The sequence below is a fragment of the Rhizobium sp. RU36D genome (assembly GCF_900176345.1).
Taxonomy (GTDB): Bacteria; Pseudomonadota; Alphaproteobacteria; order Rhizobiales; family Rhizobiaceae; genus Allorhizobium.
Genome location: NZ_FWXU01000018.1, coordinates 1 through 16,661 on the forward strand (window position 1 = coordinate 1; position 16,661 = coordinate 16,661).

Annotated in this window: 28 protein-coding genes; all 28 read right to left on the reverse strand. The window is 58.9% G+C overall.

Annotated features, from left to right (window positions below; genetic code table 11):
- Positions 1–282: 282 nt before the first annotated feature.
- The 28 genes from rplQ to tuf all read right to left on the reverse strand — a co-directional run bounded on the left by rplQ (position 283) and on the right by tuf (position 16,602).
- Positions 283–708: a 50S ribosomal protein L17 gene (gene rplQ / locus B9A97_RS19490; protein ID WP_084367382.1), complete on the reverse strand. Its 426-nt coding sequence runs from the start codon at positions 706–708 to the stop codon at positions 283–285.
- Between the two features lie 116 nt (positions 709–824).
- A complete protein-coding gene (locus tag B9A97_RS19495; protein WP_084367384.1) occupies positions 825–1,835 on the reverse strand; it encodes a DNA-directed RNA polymerase subunit alpha in 1,011 nt (336 codons plus the stop codon).
- Positions 1,836–1,940: 105 nt separating this feature from the next.
- A complete protein-coding gene (gene rpsK / locus B9A97_RS19500) occupies positions 1,941–2,330 on the reverse strand; it encodes a 30S ribosomal protein S11 (protein WP_015915761.1) in 390 nt (129 codons plus the stop codon).
- A gap of 128 nt (positions 2,331–2,458) precedes the next feature.
- Entirely contained in the window at positions 2,459–2,827 is a 369-nt protein-coding gene (gene rpsM / locus B9A97_RS19505; protein WP_084367386.1) for a 30S ribosomal protein S13, read from the reverse strand.
- Between the two features lie 233 nt (positions 2,828–3,060).
- The gene (locus B9A97_RS19510; protein ID WP_084367388.1) at positions 3,061–3,645 is read right to left on the reverse strand and encodes an adenylate kinase; all 585 of its coding nucleotides are present in this window, start codon (positions 3,643–3,645) and stop codon (positions 3,061–3,063) included.
- Positions 3,642–4,982 carry a preprotein translocase subunit SecY gene (gene secY, locus B9A97_RS19515; protein ID WP_084367389.1) on the reverse strand — a complete coding sequence of 447 codons (1,341 nt, stop codon included), beginning with the start codon at positions 4,980–4,982 and terminating at the stop codon, positions 3,642–3,644. Before secY ends, B9A97_RS19510 begins: the two co-directional genes overlap by 4 nt.
- A 235-nt stretch (positions 4,983–5,217) precedes the next feature.
- Entirely contained in the window at positions 5,218–5,697 is a 480-nt protein-coding gene (gene rplO / locus B9A97_RS19520; protein ID WP_084367391.1) for a 50S ribosomal protein L15, read from the reverse strand.
- Positions 5,698–5,713: 16 nt separating this feature from the next.
- The gene (rpmD, locus tag B9A97_RS19525) at positions 5,714–5,923 is read right to left on the reverse strand and encodes a 50S ribosomal protein L30 (protein WP_084367393.1); all 210 of its coding nucleotides are present in this window, start codon (positions 5,921–5,923) and stop codon (positions 5,714–5,716) included.
- 14 nt (positions 5,924–5,937) lie between these two features.
- The gene (rpsE, locus tag B9A97_RS19530) at positions 5,938–6,507 is read right to left on the reverse strand and encodes a 30S ribosomal protein S5 (RefSeq protein WP_084367395.1); all 570 of its coding nucleotides are present in this window, start codon (positions 6,505–6,507) and stop codon (positions 5,938–5,940) included.
- 141 nt (positions 6,508–6,648) lie between these two features.
- Entirely contained in the window at positions 6,649–7,011 is a 363-nt protein-coding gene (gene rplR, locus B9A97_RS19535; protein WP_084367397.1) for a 50S ribosomal protein L18, read from the reverse strand.
- Between the two features lie 12 nt (positions 7,012–7,023).
- Positions 7,024–7,557 carry a 50S ribosomal protein L6 gene (rplF, locus tag B9A97_RS19540; RefSeq protein WP_084367399.1) on the reverse strand — a complete coding sequence of 178 codons (534 nt, stop codon included), beginning with the start codon at positions 7,555–7,557 and terminating at the stop codon, positions 7,024–7,026.
- Between the two features lie 43 nt (positions 7,558–7,600).
- Positions 7,601–7,999, reverse strand: coding sequence for a 30S ribosomal protein S8 (gene rpsH / locus B9A97_RS19545; protein ID WP_084367401.1), 399 nt, complete (start codon positions 7,997–7,999; stop codon positions 7,601–7,603).
- Between the two features lie 12 nt (positions 8,000–8,011).
- Positions 8,012–8,317: a 30S ribosomal protein S14 gene (gene rpsN, locus B9A97_RS19550; RefSeq protein WP_084367403.1), complete on the reverse strand. Its 306-nt coding sequence runs from the start codon at positions 8,315–8,317 to the stop codon at positions 8,012–8,014.
- Positions 8,318–8,350: 33 nt separating this feature from the next.
- Positions 8,351–8,908, reverse strand: coding sequence for a 50S ribosomal protein L5 (rplE, locus tag B9A97_RS19555; RefSeq protein ID WP_084367404.1), 558 nt, complete (start codon positions 8,906–8,908; stop codon positions 8,351–8,353).
- The gene (gene rplX / locus B9A97_RS19560; RefSeq protein WP_084367583.1) at positions 8,901–9,209 is read right to left on the reverse strand and encodes a 50S ribosomal protein L24; all 309 of its coding nucleotides are present in this window, start codon (positions 9,207–9,209) and stop codon (positions 8,901–8,903) included. The genes rplE and rplX overlap by 8 nt, the downstream gene beginning before the upstream one ends.
- Positions 9,210–9,222: 13 nt before the next feature.
- Positions 9,223–9,591 (reverse strand): 50S ribosomal protein L14, encoded by a 369-nt coding sequence (gene rplN / locus B9A97_RS19565; protein ID WP_084367406.1) that lies wholly within the window; start codon positions 9,589–9,591, stop codon positions 9,223–9,225.
- Between the two features lie 235 nt (positions 9,592–9,826).
- Positions 9,827–10,063, reverse strand: coding sequence for a 30S ribosomal protein S17 (rpsQ, locus tag B9A97_RS19570; RefSeq protein WP_046792687.1), 237 nt, complete (start codon positions 10,061–10,063; stop codon positions 9,827–9,829).
- 12 nt (positions 10,064–10,075) lie between these two features.
- A complete protein-coding gene (rpmC, locus tag B9A97_RS19575; protein WP_084367408.1) occupies positions 10,076–10,276 on the reverse strand; it encodes a 50S ribosomal protein L29 in 201 nt (66 codons plus the stop codon).
- A 12-nt stretch (positions 10,277–10,288) separates the two neighbouring features.
- Positions 10,289–10,702 carry a 50S ribosomal protein L16 gene (gene rplP / locus B9A97_RS19580; protein ID WP_084367410.1) on the reverse strand — a complete coding sequence of 138 codons (414 nt, stop codon included), beginning with the start codon at positions 10,700–10,702 and terminating at the stop codon, positions 10,289–10,291.
- A gap of 39 nt (positions 10,703–10,741) precedes the next feature.
- Positions 10,742–11,482: a 30S ribosomal protein S3 gene (gene rpsC / locus B9A97_RS19585; protein WP_084367412.1), complete on the reverse strand. Its 741-nt coding sequence runs from the start codon at positions 11,480–11,482 to the stop codon at positions 10,742–10,744.
- Positions 11,482–11,871: a 50S ribosomal protein L22 gene (rplV, locus tag B9A97_RS19590; protein ID WP_084367414.1), complete on the reverse strand. Its 390-nt coding sequence runs from the start codon at positions 11,869–11,871 to the stop codon at positions 11,482–11,484. The genes rpsC and rplV overlap by 1 nt, the downstream gene beginning before the upstream one ends.
- A 2-nt stretch (positions 11,872–11,873) precedes the next feature.
- The gene (gene rpsS, locus B9A97_RS19595; RefSeq protein WP_062282885.1) at positions 11,874–12,152 is read right to left on the reverse strand and encodes a 30S ribosomal protein S19; all 279 of its coding nucleotides are present in this window, start codon (positions 12,150–12,152) and stop codon (positions 11,874–11,876) included.
- 15 nt (positions 12,153–12,167) lie between these two features.
- A complete protein-coding gene (gene rplB / locus B9A97_RS19600; protein ID WP_084367416.1) occupies positions 12,168–13,004 on the reverse strand; it encodes a 50S ribosomal protein L2 in 837 nt (278 codons plus the stop codon).
- 16 nt (positions 13,005–13,020) lie between these two features.
- Positions 13,021–13,314, reverse strand: coding sequence for a 50S ribosomal protein L23 (locus tag B9A97_RS19605; RefSeq protein WP_084367418.1), 294 nt, complete (start codon positions 13,312–13,314; stop codon positions 13,021–13,023).
- Positions 13,311–13,931, reverse strand: a complete 621-nt coding sequence (gene rplD, locus B9A97_RS19610) for a 50S ribosomal protein L4 (protein WP_084367420.1) — start codon at positions 13,929–13,931, stop codon at positions 13,311–13,313. The genes B9A97_RS19605 and rplD overlap by 4 nt, the downstream gene beginning before the upstream one ends.
- A 13-nt stretch (positions 13,932–13,944) precedes the next feature.
- Entirely contained in the window at positions 13,945–14,586 is a 642-nt protein-coding gene (gene rplC / locus B9A97_RS19615) for a 50S ribosomal protein L3 (protein ID WP_084367422.1), read from the reverse strand.
- 171 nt (positions 14,587–14,757) lie between these two features.
- Positions 14,758–15,066, reverse strand: coding sequence for a 30S ribosomal protein S10 (gene rpsJ, locus B9A97_RS19620; RefSeq protein ID WP_006728688.1), 309 nt, complete (start codon positions 15,064–15,066; stop codon positions 14,758–14,760).
- Between the two features lie 360 nt (positions 15,067–15,426).
- Entirely contained in the window at positions 15,427–16,602 is a 1,176-nt protein-coding gene (gene tuf / locus B9A97_RS19625) for an elongation factor Tu (protein WP_084367424.1), read from the reverse strand.
- Positions 16,603–16,661: the final 59 nt, after the last annotated feature.

The following is a 16,661-nucleotide window of genomic DNA, read 5'->3' on the forward strand; positions in this document are numbered from 1 at the left end:
GCCTTCGTCATGCCAAACCTCCGTTTGGCATAATGAGTCAGAATTCCTCTGATTTGGGAATCCCATCACGAGTCGGCGTCATTGCTCGTTGGTATTACATCGATCGTTCGATGGCTTGAGGTTAGGCCTGACGCGCCAAACCGAGTTGATGCAAATCAATGGATGACTGTTGCAGTCAAGTTTTATCTTCAACTCGCCGTGATCGGTTCACACCCATCTAAAATACAAAGGCCGGGTGATCGCTCACCCGGCCTTTCAATCCTTCCCCTTGGGGCAGGAAACTTATGCGGCTTCGGCAGCTTCTGCTTCAGCAGCAACGCGAGCCTTGTCGGCTGCGCCCTTGGCATCGACGTCGCGCTCGACGAATTCGATGACGGCCATGGCAGCGTTGTCGCCCTGGCGGAAACCGGCCTTCATGATGCGCAGGTAGCCGCCGTTGCGGGTGGCGTAACGCGAAGCGATGGCGTCGAACAGCTTCTTGACAGCGTCCTGGTCCTGGATCTGCGAAATGGCCTGACGACGAGCGTGCAGGTCGCCGCGCTTGCCGAGCGTGACAAGCTTTTCGACGATCGGGCGAATTTCCTTCGCCTTCGGCAGGGTGGTGACGATCTGCTCGTGGGTGATGAGCGAGGCAGCCATGTTGGCGAACATCGCCTTGCGGTGGCTGGCGGTACGGTTCAGCTTGCGGCCGGCTTTCTGGTGGCGCATTGCTATTCTCCTTTAAGTGCAGGCTCTATCCCAGAGGCTGCCGTTTCCTGACACATACAGGCATCCGCCTGCAGTTTGACTGGAAAAGGCAGAGGTGAACCTGCCTTTCTTTGTTGTTAGTACTGGTCTTCGTACCGCTTGGCGAGATCTTCGATGTTCTCCGGCGGCCATGCGGGCACTTCCATGCCGAGGTGCAGGCCCATGGAAGCGAGAACTTCCTTGATTTCGTTCAGCGACTTGCGACCGAAGTTCGGAGTGCGGAGCATTTCTGCTTCCGTCTTCTGAATAAGGTCGCCGATATAGACGATGTTGTCGTTCTTCAGGCAGTTTGCCGAACGAACGGACAGCTCCAGCTCGTCCACTTTCTTGAGGAGGGCCGGGTTGAACGCCAGTTCGGTAACCGCTTCTTCCTCGACTTCCTTCTGCGGCTCGTCGAAATTGACGAAAACGCCGAGCTGGTCCTGGAGAATGCGGGCTGCGAATGCGACAGCATCTTCACCGGTGATCGAACCGTTGGTCTCGATCGTCATGGTCAGCTTGTCGTAGTCGAGAACCTGGCCTTCGCGGGTGTTTTCCACCTTGTAGGACACTTTCTTGACCGGCGAATACAAGCTGTCGACCGGGATCAGACCAATCGGCGCGTCTTCGGCGCGATTGCGTTCCGCAGGAACATAGCCCTTGCCATTGGCAACGGTGAATTCCATGCGGATTTCAGCGCCTTCGTCGAGCGTGCAAATGACATGACCGGGGTTGAGGATTTCGATATCCCCAACGGTCTGGATGTCACCGGCCGTGACTACGCCCGGGCCCTGCTTGCGAACGACCATGCGCTTTGGATCATCGCCGTCCATCTTGATGGCGATTTCCTTGATGTTCAGCACGATATCGGTCACGTCTTCCCGGACGCCCGGGATCGACGAGAACTCATGCAGCACGCCGTCGATCTGGACAGCCGTGACAGCACCGCCGCGCAGCGAGGACAACAGAACGCGACGCAGCGCGTTGCCAAGCGTCAGGCCGAAGCCGCGCTCGAGCGGTTCTGCAACAAGCGTCACCTTGGTACGGCCGGAGGAGGAAAATTCCACCTTGTTCGGCTTGATGAGTTCCTGCCAGTTCTTCTGGATCATGTGTATTTCCTTCCGTTCGCCGCCACCATCCAATCGTGACGACCGAGCTTTAGAAGCACCGAACGGGGCGCAGATGCACCCCGACGGCCAGACGAATATCGATGATCAGACGCGGCGCTTCTTGCGCGGACGGCAGCCATTGTGCGGGATCGGGGTCACGTCACGGATGGACGTGATCATGAAGCCCGCAGCCTGGAGGGCGCGCAGCGCCGACTCACGACCGGAACCCGGACCGCAAACTTCGACTTCCAGCGACTTCATGCCATGTTCCTGAGCCTTCTTGGCGCAGTCTTCAGCAGCGATCTGTGCTGCGAAGGGGGTCGACTTACGCGAACCCTTGAAGCCCTTGGCACCAGCAGACGACCAGGCAATCGCATTGCCCTGCGCGTCGGTGATGGTGATCATCGTGTTGTTGAAGGTCGAATTTACGTGAGCAACGCCCGACGAGATATTCTTGCGTTCGCGACGGCGGACGCGGGTGGCTTCCTTGGCCATATTTTCCCTTTCGTGGATCTTAGCACCGCCGTAATTCCAGCGGCTACACCTGGCAGCGAATAGTTCAAAGCGAGCAGCGAACAGAGGAACAACCCCTATTCGCTACCCGCGATTCGCAATTCGCCAAATTACTTCTTCTTACCAGCGATTGCCTTCGCCGGACCCTTGCGGGTGCGGGCATTGGTGTGGGTGCGCTGGCCGCGAACCGGCAGGCCGCGACGATGACGCAGACCGCGGTAGCAGCCCAGGTCCATCAGACGCTTGATGTTCATCGCGGTTTCGCGACGCAGGTCGCCTTCGACCTGATAGTCACGGTCGATGGTTTCGCGGATCTGCAGGATCTCGCTATCCGTCAACTGATGGACGCGCTTTTCGGCCGGAAGCCCGACCTTTTCCATAATTTCCTGCGCAAATTTCGGACCGATCCCGTGGATATAGGTCAGCGCGATAACTACGCGCTTTGCTGTCGGGATGTTGACGCCAGCGATACGTGCCACGCCTATTCTCCTTGCTTCCAGTTGCCATCCGGCAAGTGGTGTCTCGTTACACGGCCTGAACAGGCCGCAATTACAATTCAGGTTCTCAACATGTTAAAACGATCGAACCCGGCCTTCCCGTTTTTACGAGGAAGAACGCGCCGATCGCTAAAATGTCGCGAGTTGGCGCGCTGTTTAACGGAATCAGCCGACAAAAGCAACCGATCCGCCAAAGATTCTTTTCCAGTGAAACCTTACAGATTCGCCAGAATTGCTTCGATCTCGGCGGTAACCGAATCGATATTCGCCATGCCATCGACAGTCTTCAGCTTGCCCTTGGCATGATAGTAACCAGTCAGAGGCGCCGTGCTCTTGTAATAGGCTCTCAGACGATCGGCATAGACTTCGGCATTGTCGTCCTTGCGGACTGGCTGCCCGGCTGCGCGCGCCTCTTCAGCGCGGCGAAGGATACGGCCGACCATGGCCGAATCATCAACGACGAGCTCAATGGCTACATCCAGCGCCTGGCCCTTGCCCTTGAGCATGGCCTCGACCGAATCGGCCTGGACCAGCGTCCGCGGATAGCCATCGAGAATGAAGCCGTTATCGCAATCTGCCTGGTCGATCCGCTCGGAGACGATGGCATTCACAACGGCATCAGGAACCAGCTCACCGGCATCCATCAGCGCCTTGGCCTTCAGCCCCACTTCCGTGCGGGCAGCCACGGCGGCCCTCAGCATGTCCCCCGTGGAAAGCTGCGGGATCCCGTGCTTTTCCACAATGCGCTGCGCCTGAGTGCCCTTGCCGGCCCCAGGAGGCCCCAACAGTATAAGTCTCATCGTCCCCTCTTTCCTCCACGCAGTTTCGACTTCTTGATGAGCCCTTCATACTGCTGCGCAATCAGGTGCCCTTGTATCTGTGCTACCGTATCAAGGGTGACGCTGACAACAATCAAAAGCGAAGTACCACCAAGGGCTAATGGGACGCCGGTCCTAGCCACGAGGATTTCGGGAAGAATGCACACGAAGACAAGATAGATGGCGCCGACAACCGTAATACGGGTCAGGACATAATCAATGTACTCGGCGGTACGATCACCCGGACGAATGCCGGGAATGAAGCCGCCATGCTTCTTCAGGTTATCGGCGGTGTCCTTCGGGTTGAAGACGATGGCCGTATAGAAGAAGGCGAAGAAGGCGATCAGTGCCCCGTAGAGCAGCATATAGACCGGCTGGCCGTGGCCAAGCGCTGAAATGATCGAGGTCGCCCAGCCCGGCAGATTCGTCGTGCCGCTGAAACCGGCAGCCGTGGCCGGCAGGAGCAGCAGGGACGATGCAAAGATCGCCGGGATAACGCCTGAGGTGTTGAGCTTCAGCGGCAGGTGCGAGGTATCGCCCTGGAACATACGGTTGCCGACCTGGCGCTTCGGATACTGAATGAGCAGGCGACGCTGTGCGCGCTCGACGAAGACGATCAGGGCGATGACAGCGATCGCTACAACGATCACGGTCAGAATCAGCATGGTCGACAATGCGCCGGTGCGGCCGAGTTCCAGAGTACCGGCGAGAGCCGTCGGCAGGCCTGCGGCAATACCAGCGAAGATGATCAGCGAAATACCGTTGCCGATACCGCGCGAGGTAATCTGCTCGCCGAGCCACATCAGGAACATGGTACCGCCGAGAAGCGTCACGACGGTCGAGATGCGGAAGAACAGGCCGGGATCGGCCACGAGCCCCTGCCCGCTTTCGAGACCGACCGCAATGCCATAGGCCTGCAGCGTGCCGAGCAGAACAGTGCCGTAGCGCGTGTACTGGTTGATGATCTTGCGGCCCTGCTCGCCTTCCTTCTTCAGGTTTTCGAGCGTGGGCACGACCGAGGTCATCAGCTGCACGATGATCGAGGCGGAGATATAGGGCATGATGCCGAGCGCGAAGATCGCCATGCGCTCAACGGCGCCGCCCGAGAACATGTTGAACAGACCGAGAATACCGCCGGACTGACCGCGGAACGCCGCCGCATAGGCATCCGGATTAAGACCGGGCAACGGAATATGGGTCCCGAGGCGATAGACGAGAAGAGCAGCCAAGGTAAACCACAACCGCTTCTTCAGATCCTCAGCCTTGGCAAAGGTCGAGAAGTTGAGGTTGGAGGCCAATTGTTCCGCTGCAGAAGCCATGAAATTCTCCGCAAAGCCATATCCAGAGGCGCAAAGGCAACCGTCCGGAAGACGTAATCTAAAATTGGCGGAAACGGGGAGCGGCAGGCAATGCGGCGCAATGCGCCAGACCCCACCCTGTTTTCCAGTATCACCCGGAGGCTGACCGAAGGTCTATCCGTCCAGGGAATGTGAGGCACACATATGGGAGAAAAATCGCCCGGTGTGAAGCACCCCGGGCGACAATCTTCAAAGTTTACTCGGAGGCTTCGGCAGCCGCTGCGAGCAGCTTGATCGAACCGCCGGCCTTTTCGATCTTCTCGACGGCAGGCTTGGATGCGCCGGCAACTTCCAGCGTCAGCTTTGCCTTCAGATCGCCGTCGGAGAGAACGCGAACACCGTCCTTGGCACGACGAATGACGCCGGCAGCCTTGAGAGCAGCGGCATCAACGGTTGCCTTGGCATCGAGCTTGCCAGCATCAATAGCAGCCTGGATACGGCCGAGCGAAACGGTCACGTAGTCGGATGCGAAGATGTTGTTAAAGCCGCGCTTCGGCAGGCGACGATAGATCGGCATCTGGCCGCCTTCGAAGCCGCTGATGGCAACGCCCGAACGAGCCTTCTGACCCTTGACGCCGCGACCACCGGTCTTGCCCTTGCCGGAGCCGATACCGCGACCAACGCGGATACGGTCCTTGGTGGCGCCTTCGTTGTCCTTGATTTCATTCAGTTTCATGGTGATTCCCTCCGTCTCACTTCTCGTCGACAACGCGAACGAGATGCTGGACAGCCCGGATCATCCCACGAACGGAAGGCGTATCTTCCAGCGTGCGTACCCGGTGCATCTTGTTGAGGCCCAGACCGATCAGCGTCTTGCGCTGAATTTCCGGGCGGCGAATGGGCGAGCCGATCTGCTCGACGGTAACCGTCTTGCCTTCAGTCTTCTTCGTAGCCTTGGCCATGGATCAGACTCCTCTTATTCTTCAGCGGCATTGCCGGAAGCAACACGGCGAGCCTGCAGCGTGGCGTATTTCAGGCCGCGCTGAGCTGCGATGTCCTTCGGATGCACCTGGTGCTTCAGGGCGTCGAACGTGGCGCGAACCATGTTGTAGGGGTTCGACGAACCGGTCGACTTTGCGACGACGTCGTGCATGCCGAGCGTTTCGAACACGGCGCGCATCGGGCCGCCTGCGATGATGCCGGTACCAGCCTTGGCGGAGCGAAGGAGAACCTTGCCGGCGCCGTGACGACCGTTGACATCATGGTGCAGCGTACGACCATCGCGCAGGGGCACGAAGATCAGATCGCGCTTGGCGGCTTCGGTAGCCTTGCGGATCGCTTCCGGCACTTCGCGTGCCTTGCCATGGCCGAAGCCAACGCGACCCTTCTGGTCACCAACGACGACGAGGGCTGCAAAGCCGAAACGACGGCCGCCCTTCACCACCTTGGCGACGCGGTTGATAGCGACCAACTTGTCAACAAACTCGCTGTCGCGTTCTTCACGGTTCTGGCGATCTTCGCGCGAACCACGCTTGTCTTGTGCCATTGTCCTTTTCCTTTTTCTTTTCCGGGTGCAATCGGCAGATTACGTTCAATTTCCCGTCGGCCTAAGGCGGCGTTGACGGTGAAATCCGGTAGACCGGCAAATGCCGGAAACCGCCCGGGCTTGCACCCGGGCGGAATATCATCAGAAGCTGAGGCCGCCTTCGCGAGCAGCTTCCGCCAGGGCCTTGATGCGGCCATGATAAATGAAGGCGCCGCGATCGAACACGACTTCCTTGACGCCAGCCTTGACGGCGCGCTCTGCAACGAGCTTGCCGACAGCAGCAGCTGCTGCAACATCTGCACCCGTCTTCAGGTCGGACTTCAGGCTGCCATCGAGGGTCGATGCTGCCGCCAGGGTCTTGCCAGCGACATCGTCGATGACCTGAGCGTAGATGTTCTTCGACGAGCGATGTACCGACAGACGCGGACGGCCATTGGCCACCGCCTTGATCTGACGCCGTACGCGGTTCGCACGACGTACAAGTGCTTCTTTCCTGCTTGCCATTTCGCGCGATCCTTACTTCTTCTTGCCTTCTTTGCGGACGATCCGCTCTTCGGCATACTTGACGCCCTTGCCCTTGTAGGGCTCGGGTCCGCGATATTCGCGGATCTCAGCGGCAACCTGGCCAACCTGCTGCTTGTTGATGCCGGATACGATGATTTCGGTCGGCTTCGGAACAGCAATGGTGATGCCCTGCGGCGGCTCATAAACGACGTCATGCGAGAAGCCGAGCGCCAGCTGCAGGTTCTTGCCCTGCAAGGATGCACGATAACCAACGCCGTTGATTTCGAGCTTGCGCTCGTAGCCGTCCTTGACGCCCTTCAGGATGTTCTCGATCATCGTGCGGGACATGCCCCACTTCGAACGAGCTTCCTTGGTTTCGTTGATCGGCTTGACGACAATCGAATTGCCGTCGAGCTTCACGGAGATATCGTCATTTGCGACGAAGAACAGTTCGCCCTTCGGGCCCTTAGCAGTCACTTTCTGGCCGTCGACAGTGGCCGTGATCCCTGCAGGAACCTGAACGGGCTTTTTACCGATACGAGACATGTCTAAATCCTGTCTGTTCGCTTGAGGAGATCCATGCGCGGTCTTAGAAGACCGAGCACAGAACCTCGCCACCAACGTTCTGTTCGCGAGCCTGGTGATCGGCCATCACACCCTTCGGAGTCGAAAGGATGGTGATGCCGAGGCCGTTCGCGACCTGCGGAATGGACTTGACCGAGACATAAACTCGGCGGCCCGGCTTGGACACGCGGCCGATCTCACGGATCACCGACGCGCCTTCGTAGTACTTCAGCTCGATGTTGAGCTCGGACTTGCCGTTCTCAAAATCAACCTGGGAATAGCCGCGGATGTAGCCTTCGGCCTGCAGAACATCGAGGACGCGTGCGCGCAGCTTGGAAGCCGGCGTGGTCACCGAGGACTTGCGGCGGGCAGCGCCATTGCGGATGCGGGTGAGCATATCGCCCAACGGATCAGTCATCGTCATTTGCCCGTCTCCTTACCAGCTCGACTTGACAACGCCCGGCACCTTGCCGGAATTGCCCAGCTCGCGAAGCGCGATACGCGACATCTTGAGCTTGCGGTAGAATGCGCGCGGACGACCAGTGACTTCGCAACGGTTGCGAATCCGGGTCTTGGAGCCATCGCGCGGCAGTTCTGCCAGCTTCAGGGTTGCCTTGAACCGATCTTCAATGGAAAGCGACTGGTTCATGATGATCGCCTTCAGGCCGGCACGCTTGGCAGCCTGGTTGGCGACGGTCTTGCGGCGGCGCTTGTTCTTTTCAACTGCGCTGGTCTTCGCCATATGGAAGTTCCTCTTCTACGCTCGTCGTTACGGTTACTGACGGAAGGGGAAGTTGAACTCTTTCAGAAGAGCCCGAGCTTCGTCGTCCGTGTTTGCCGTCGTGCAAACGATGATGTCCATGCCCCACATCTGATCAACCTTGTCGTAGTTGATCTCAGGGAACACAATGTGTTCCTTGATGCCCATGGCGAAGTTGCCACGGCCGTCAAAGCTCTTCGGGTTCAGGCCCCGGAAGTCGCGTACGCGCGGAAGCGCGATGGTAACCAAGCGGTCCAGGAATTCATACATGCGTGCGCCGCGAAGGGTAACCTTGGCGCCGATTGGCATGTTTTCACGGACCTTGAAGCCTGCGATCGAATTGCGAGCGCGCGTGATGACCGGCTTCTGGCCGGCAATCGCTGCGAGGTCGGCTGCAGCAACCGTGGGCTTCTTGGAGTCGGCAGTCGCCTCGCCCACACCCATGTTGATGACGATCTTCTCGAGCTTCGGAATCTGCATCTCGTTGGCGTAGGAGAACTGCTCCATCATCGCCTTGCGGATACGGTTCACATACTCGGCCTTGAGCCGCGGCTCATACTTTGCCTCAGCCATCGATCACATCTCCCGAACGCTTCGCAACACGCACCTTCTTGCCATCGACGACCTTGAAACCGACGCGAGTCGGCTTGCCGTCCTTGTCGATGATCGAAATGTTCGACAGGTGGATGGGGGCTTCCTTGTTGATGATGCCGGCTTCCTGGGTCTGGGTCTGGCGCTGATGGCGCTTGACCACGTTGATCCCACGCACAACAGCGCGATCTTCCTTCGGCATAACCTGGATAACTTCGCCGGAACGACCCTTGTCCTTGCCGGTGAGTACGACGACCTTGTCGCCCTTACGAATCTTTTGCATCGCCATCGCTCCCTTAGAGTACTTCCGGAGCCAGCGAGATGATCTTCATGTGGTTCTTGGCGCGAAGTTCGCGCGGAACCGGTCCGAAGATACGGCTGCCGATCGGCTCTTTCTTGTTATCGATAAGAACAGCTGCGTTGTTATCGAAGCGGATGACGCTGCCGTCTGCGCGACGGATGTCCTTGGCGGTGCGTACAACAACCGCCTTCATCACGTCGCCCTTCTTGACGCGGCCGCGCGGGATGGCTTCCTTGATCGAAACGACGATGATGTCGCCGATGGAAGCATACTTGCGCTTGGAGCCGCCCAGCACCTTGATGCACATGACACGACGTGCGCCGGAATTATCCGCGACGTCGAGGTTAGTCTGCATCTGAATCATGTCAGGTCGCCTTCTTGTTGTAACCGGGACGGTTGGGCACGATACGCCCCCTATTCCAGCTTATGATAAATTCCAGATTCCGCGCGGGAAGGATGTTGCCAGGGTGGTTTCCCCGAAGGGACCTTCCGTGCGCTCAAAGCAAAAGAACGCCCGTGACCGGGCGTTCTGCGCCAATGCGCTGCTTAATACAGATTTCTACGCCGTTAGCAATAGGCCCTGGCGCAAAGCCTGCAAATTAAGCCTGGGCGGCAATAACCGTCCAACGCTTGTCCTTGGAGATCGGTGCGCATTCCTCGATGGAAACGACATCACCAACCTTGTATTGGTTGTTTTCGTCATGCGCCTTGTACTTCTTGGAACGGCGAACCGTCTTCTGAAGCAACGGATGGGCAAAACGGCGCTCGACGCGGACAACAACAGTCTTTTCGTTCTTGTCGCTGACGACAACGCCCTGCAGAATGCGTTTAGGCATATTATCTGGTCCTTAGGCCTTGGCTTCTGCCGCCTTCTGGCGGGCGATGGTTTTTAGGCGGGCGATGTCCTTGCGAACTTCATTGATTCGCGAAGACTTTTCGAGCTGGCCAGTCGCCTTCTGGAAGCGCAGGTTGAACTGCTCCTTCTTCAGCTTGGCCAGTTCGTCATTCAGCTGATCGGCGCTCATGGCGCGAACGTCTGCGGCTTTCATGGGCTTGGATCCTTACTCTGCAATGCGCTGAACGAAGCGCGTCGTCACCGAGAGCTTGGCCGAACCGAGACGAAGCGCCTCGCGGGCGATCTCCTCGGACACACCGTCAATCTCGAACATGATACGGCCGGGCTTGACCTTGCAAGCCCAGTATTCGACGCCGCCCTTACCCTTACCCATACGGACTTCGGTGGGCTTTGCGGTCACCGGAACATCGGGGAATACCCGGATCCAAACGCGACCAGCGCGCTTCATGTAACGGGTGATCGCGCGACGAGCCGCTTCGATCTCACGAGCGTTGACGCGGTTCGGTTCCTGCGCCTTCAAGCCGAATTCGCCGAATGCAAGTTCAGAACCGCCCTTGGCGACGCCCTTGATGCGGCCCTTGAACTGCTTGCGATATTTTGTACGCTTTGGCTGCAACATTTTCTTACTTCTCCGAGCTTATCTTTCGCCAGCGTTATCTTAAGCGTTTTCGCGGCGACGATCGCCACGATCACCGCGATCGCCACGGTCACGGGAAGCCGGACCCTGCGCATCGCCTTCGATTGCACGGCGCTCAGACGCCATCGGATCGTGCTCAAGGATTTCGCCCTTGAAGATCCAGACCTTGATACCGCAGATACCGTAGGCTGTTTCAGCCTCGGCAGTGCCGTAGTCGATGTCGGCACGCAGCGTGTGGAGCGGAACGCGACCTTCGCGATACCATTCCGTACGGGCGATTTCCGCGCCGCCGAGACGGCCGGCGCAGGTGATCTTGATGCCTTCGGCCCCAAGACGCATGGCCGACTGAACGGCACGCTTCATCGCACGACGGAAAGCGATACGGCGCTCGAGCTGCTGGGCGATGCCCTGCGCAACCAGCGTTGCGTCCACTTCCGGCTTGCGCACTTCAACGATGTTGAGATGCGTTTCCGACTGGGTCATCTCGCCAAGCTTGCGGCGCAGCTTTTCGATGTCTGCGCCCTTCTTGCCGATGATCAGGCCCGGACGAGCCGAGTGGATCGTCACGCGGCACTTCTTGTGCGGACGCTCGATGACCACCTTGGCGATACCAGCCTGCTTCAGCTCGGCCATCAGGTACTTGCGGATCTTCAGATCCTCATGCAGCAGCTGGCCGTATTCGGCGTTGTCAGCGAACCAGCGGCTATCCCAGGTCCGGTTGATGCCGAGGCGGAAGCCAATCGGATTAATCTTCTGACCCATTATGCGGCCTCCACTTTGGCTTCGACTTCCCGGACGACGATCGTCAGGTGCGCGAAAGGCTTCTCAATGCGCGAGGCGCGGCCGCGGCCGCGGGCATGGAAGCGCTTCATCACGATCGACTTGCCGACATAGGCTTCCGCCACGATCAGCTGGTCGACATCGAGATCATGGTTGTTCTCGGCGTTTGCGATTGCCGATTCCAGCGTCTTCTTGACGGTGCCGGCAATGCGCTTGCGGGAGAATTCCAGATCGGCCAGAGCGCGATCAACCTTCTTGCCGCGGATCAGCGCGGCAACCAGGTTGAGCTTCTGGGGGCTGACGCGGAGGGTGCGCGCAACTGCCTGCGCCTCGTTGTCCTTCAGCCGGCGTTCGGCTTTTGCCTTGCCCATGGTTACTTCCTCTTCGCTTTCTTGTCCGCACCGTGACCGTAATAGGTCCGGGTGGGAGCGAATTCTCCGAACTTGTGACCGACCATGTCTTCGTTGACACTGACGGGCACATGCTTGCTGCCGTTGTAGACGCCGAAGGTAAGACCGACGAACTGCGGCAGGATGGTGGAGCGACGGCTCCACATCTTGATCACTTCACTGCGGCCGCCTTCGCGAACCTTCTCAGCCTTCTTGAGAAGGTAGCCGTCAACAAACGGGCCTTTCCATACTGAACGAGCCATCTCTGACTACCTCTCTTACTTCTTCTTCTGGTGGCGCGAGCGCATGATGAACTTGTCGGTCGACTTGTTCGAACGGGTACGCTTGCCCTTGGTCGGCTTGCCCCAGGGAGTGACCGGATGACGGCCACCCGAGGTGCGGCCTTCACCACCGCCGTGCGGGTGGTCAACGGGGTTCATGACGACACCGCGGTTATGGGGACGCTTGCCGCGCCAAACGGTACGACCGGCCTTGCCGTCGTTGATGTTGGCGTGGTCAGGGTTGGAAACCGCGCCGATCGAAGCGAGGCAGGAGCCGTGAACCAGGCGCTGTTCGCCCGAGTTCAGGCGAAGGATCGCCATGCCGGCGTCACGACCGACCAGCTGCACATAGGTGCCAGCCGAACGAGCGATCTGGCCGCCCTTGCCGGGCTTCATTTCCACGTTGTGGAGGATGGAGCCGACCGGGATGAACTGCAGCGGCATGGTGTTGCCAGGCTTCACGTCCACTGCCTTGTCAGAGGCAATGACCTTGTCGCCGGCAGCCAGGCGCTGCGGAGCCAGGATGTAGGCCAGTTCGCCGTCCTCGTACTTGACGAGAGCGATGAAAGCCGTGCGGTTCGGGTCGTATTCCAGACGCTCGACCGTGCCTTCAACGTCAAACTTGCGACGCTTGAAGTCGATCAGACGGTAGGTGCGCTTGTGACCGCCGCCGATGAAGCGGGCAGTGATACGGCCGAGGTTGTTACGGCCGCCGCTCTTGGAAAGACCTTCCGTCAGCGCCTTGACCGGCTTGCCCTTGTAAAGGCCGGAGCGGTCGACGATGACCAGCTGGCGCTGGCTCGGGGTGGTCGGATTGAAACTCTTCAATGCCATTTTCTTGTTCCCTACCTCAGACGCCCGTCGACACGTCGATGGACTGGCCTTCGGCCAGCGTCACGATCGCCTTCTTGACGTCCTTCTGCTTGCCGGCGAAACCGCGGAACCGCTTGGTCTTGCCCTTGCGCAGCAGCGTGTTGACGGCCGTGACCTTGACGCCGAACAGCGCTTCGATGGCAGCCTTGATCTCGGGCTTGGAAGCGCCCTTGGCGACGTTGAAGACGACCTGGTTCTGTTCGGATACCATGGTCGACTTTTCGGTGATCGACGGAGAGAGGATCACATCGTAGTGGCGAAGATCAGTCATTTGAACCGCTCCTCCAGAGCTTCAACCGCAGCCTTGGAAAGCACGAGCTTGCCACGACGCAGGATGTCGTAAACGTTGATGCCCTGAACCGGCAGAACATCAATGTTCGGGATGTTTGCCGCTGCGAGCTTGAAGTTGCTGTCGATTTCGGAGCCACCGATCAGCAGTGCGTTGGTGAGGCCGAGGCCGGCGAAGGTGCCGACGAGCGCCTTGGTCTTTGCATCGGCGGCAACCAGCTGGTCGACGATGATGAGCTCTTCAGCCTTGACCTTCGCAGACAGGGCGTGACGCAGAGCGAGTGCGCGAACCTTCTTGGGAAGGTCATGCTCGTGGCTGCGAACCACAGGGCCGTGAGCCTTGCCACCGCCGCGGAACTGCGGAGCGCGTGCCGAATGGTGACGAGCGCGGCCCGTACCCTTCTGCTTGTACATCTTGGCGCCGGTGCGGGAGACTTCAGCGCGGGTCTTCGACTTGTGCGTCCCCTGCTGCTTCTTCGCGAGCTGCCAGCGGATCATGCGGGCGATCAGGTCCTGACGCGGGTCGAGACCAAAAATCTCATCCGACAGGGAAACCGTACCTGCGTCCTTGCCCTCAAGGGTCTTGACGTTCAATTCCATGTGCCTGGCTCCCTTACTTCGATGCCGACTTGACGGCGTCGCGAACGATGATCCAGGACCCCTTGGAGCCGGGCACAGCGCCCTTCACCAGGATCAGACCGCGATCTTCGTCGGTCGAGACGACTTCAAGATTCTGCGTGGTGACGCGAGTCTGGCCCATGTGACCAGCCATGCGCTTGCCCTTCCAGACCTTGCCCGGATCCTGGTTGTTACCCGTCGAACCGTGCGAACGGTGCGAAACGGAAACACCGTGGGTCGCGCGAAGACCGCCGAAGTTGTGACGCTTGATGGCGCCGGCAAAACCCTTACCGATGGTCGTGCCCGTCACGTCGACCAGCTGGCCGGCGGCGAAGTGGCTTGCGGTCAGCTGTGCGCCGACTTCGAGAAGCTGATCTTCGGAAACGCGGAACTCGACGAGCTTGGCCTTGGGCTCAACGCTTGCGGCGGCGAAGTGGCCGCGCAGGCCCTTCGTGGTATTCTTGACCTTCGACTGGCCGGCGCCGAGCTGCAGCGCGGTGTAGCCATTCTTGTCTTGGGTGCGCTGGGCAACGACCTGTACGTTATCCAGCCGCAGAACTGTTACCGGGACATGTTCGCCGGCGTCGTTATAGACGCGGGTCATTCCCACTTTCTGTGCAATCACACCTGAACGCATGGTTCATTCCTCTTGAGAGTCGAGAGAAGCCCAAAGGCCTTTCCCTTGCCTCTTTGTTTAAGGATTCCGTCCGGGCCCTTCCGAGCCCTTAGGTTTCCCGTTTCGAGAAGTCGTTGGCAGGTCTTGCCACGTACCTTCCTTGTTATTTCGGCTCTCGCCGGAATTACGTTTTTAAAGCTTGATTTCGACGTCCACGCCGGCAGCCAGGTCGAGCTTCATCAGAGCGTCAACGGTCTGCGGGGTCGGATCAACGATGTCGAGAAGGCGCTTATGGGTGCGCATCTCGAACTGTTCGCGGCTCTTCTTGTCGACGTGAGGCGAACGGTTAACAGTAAATTTTTCGATGCGAGTCGGGAGCGGTACCGGGCCGCGTACGCTTGCACCGGTGCGCTTTGCGGTAGAGACGATCTCCCGCGTGGAGGCATCGAGAACCCGGTGATCAAACGCCTTGAGGCGGATGCGGATATTCTGGCCGTTCATTCGACTTGTCCTTGTTCGTTTCCTTGCGTCCCGCATACGCAGAGACAGTGAATTACCATTGACTGGCCGGCCCCGGATTTTCAAAAATCACAGGAGCCAAAAGAACCCCTGTCACTTGTCATTCTGAGGGCGCCGCCAGCGTCCAATCCTAGGATTGGGAAAAGCAGTGCCTGAACGAAACGATTCATAAAACCGTTACGTTGAGTAGATGGCCGGCACATACACCGTGATCATCATGCCGTCAACCGTAGAGTCGGAAAGTCTGCAGATGAATTGAGCCGGGTCGAAAGACAGGTACCTAAATACCTTAGTTCGAACAAAAAACAGCCGCCGGCACGAGCCGGCGGCTGTCTTGCAATATTACTCGATGATCGAAGCGACGATGCCGGCGCCGACGGTACGGCCGCCTTCGCGGATAGCGAAGCGCAGCTTTTCTTCCATCGCGATCGGAACGATCAGCTCGACGTCAACGGTGACGTTGTCGCCAGGCATAACCATCTCGGTGCCTTCCGGCAGCGTCACGATGCCCGTCACGTCGGTCGTGCGGAAGTAGAACTGCGGACGGTAGTTGGTGAAGAACGGCGTATGACGGCCGCCTTCTTCCTTCGTCAGGATGTAGGCTTCGGCCTTGAACTTCTTGTGCGGCTTGACCGAACCAGGCTTGCAGAGAATCTGGCCACGCTCAACGCCGTCACGGTTCACACCGCGAACCAGCGCGCCGATGTTGTCGCAGGCCTGGCCCTGGTCGAGCAGCTTGCGGAACATTTCAACGCCGGTGACCGTCGTCTTGGAGGTCGGACGGATGCCGACGATCTCGACTTCTTCACCAACCTTGACGATGCCACGCTCGACGCGGCCGGTCACAACCGTACCACGGCCCGAGATCGAGAACACGTCTTCGATCGGCATCAGGAAGGGCTGGTCGATCGGACGCTCAGGCGTCGGGATGTAGGCGTCAACGGCTGCCATCAGCTCGCGAACGGCATCTTCGCCGATTGCCTTGTTGGAATCTTCCAGAGCGGCCAGAGCCGAACCCTTGACGACAGGAACTTCATCGCCCGGGAAGTCGTAGGACGACAGCAGTTCGCGAACTTCGAGTTCGACGAGCTCGAGCAGTTCGGCGTCGTCAACCTGGTCGACCTTGTTGAGGAAAACGACCAGAGCCGGAACGCCAACCTGACGGGCGAGCAGGATGTGCTCGCGGGTCTGCGGCATCGGGCCGTCGGCAGCCGAGCAAACCAGGATCGCGCCGTCCATCTGGGCAGCACCGGTGATCATGTTCTTGACGTAGTCGGCGTGGCCGGGGCAGTCAACGTGGGCATAGTGACGGTTGGCCGTCTCATACTCGACGTGCGCCGTCGAGATGGTGATGCCGCGGGCCTTTTCTTCCGGCGCAGCGTCGATCTGGTCATAGGCCTTGAACTCGCCGAAGAACTTGGTGATCGCCGCCGTCAGCGACGTCTTGCCATGGTCAACGTGGCCGATCGTGCCAATGTTAACGTGCGGCTTGTTGCGCTCAAACTTACTCTTTGCCATTTTCGGCTCTCCATTCTTGATCCCGTCTAAGGGGAATATGTTTGTTCTTTATGGCGTGG